Below are 1,041 nucleotides of genomic sequence, written 5' to 3'. Positions count from 1 at the left end.
CACCGCTTCGGCCGTCGTGCCGAGACGCTCCCCGAGGATCAATTGCTGCTGGGGCTCGAAGAGGCCGAGCAACTCGAGGCCGCCGACGAGGAAGAGCAGACACAGAGCGCTCCTGGCGAACGTCAGGCGCGTGTCGCCAAGCGCCGGGCGAACCGCGGCGCGTTGCCACCACATCTGCCGCGTACGGAGCTGGTGGTCGATATCGAGGATCAAACCTGCCCGTATTGCCGCAATGGTCTGCATCGCATCGGCGAGGACGTGAGCGAGCGGCTCGACATCGTTCCGGCGCAGCTGCGTGTGATCGTCGTGCGCCGGCCCAAATATGCCTGCCGCGCCTGCGAGGATGTGGTTGTTCAGGCTCCCGCACCGGCCCGGCTGATCGAGGGTGGCCTTCCGACCGAGGCGACGGTCGCCCAGGTGCTGGTCTCCAAATATGCCGATCATCTGCCGCTCTATCGTCAGGCCCAGATCTACGCCCGGCAGGGCATCAATCTCGATCGCTCCACGCTCGCCGACTGGGTCGGCCGTGCCGCCTGGCACCTGCGTCCGGTGCATGAGCGGCTGCTTGGCAAGCTGAAGGCTTCGCCGAAGCTCTTTGCCGACGAGACGACTGCGCCGGTGCTCGACCCCGGCCGCGGCAAGACCAAGACAGGCCAACTCTGGGCCTATGCGCGTGACGATCGGCCATGGCAGGGAGCCGACCCGCCGGGCGTCGCCTATGTCTACGCACCCGACCGGAAGGCCGAGCGTCCGATCGCTCATCTCGCAGGCTTCACTGGAATCCTGCAGGTCGATGGCTATGGCGGCTATCGTGTGCTGGCCGACAAGAGCGACGTGACATTCGCCTTCTGCTGGGCACACGTGCGTCGACGCTTCTATGAACTGGCAGCAGCCGGGCCCGCGCCGATCGCCAGCGAAGCGCTGAGACGGATCGCCGACCTCTATAAGATCGAGGACGATATCCGCGGCCGATCGGCCGACGAACGCCGTGCGATGGGTCAGGAAAGTAGCCGCGCTATTGTCGCCGATCTCGAACCCTGG

Annotated in this window: 1 protein-coding gene; it reads left to right on the top strand. The window is 66.1% G+C overall.

Annotated features, from left to right (window positions below; genetic code table 11):
* On the top strand, window positions 1-1,041 hold a 1,041-nt coding region (gene tnpC / locus NKG95_RS34145), incomplete at both ends, for an IS66 family transposase (protein ID WP_353043873.1).

The sequence above is a fragment of the Mesorhizobium sp. M1423 genome (genome assembly GCF_040317575.1).
Lineage (GTDB): Bacteria > Pseudomonadota > Alphaproteobacteria > Rhizobiales > Rhizobiaceae > Mesorhizobium.
The sequence above is the reverse complement of the archived record's forward strand: the minus strand, read 5'-3'. Positions and strand labels throughout refer to the sequence as shown.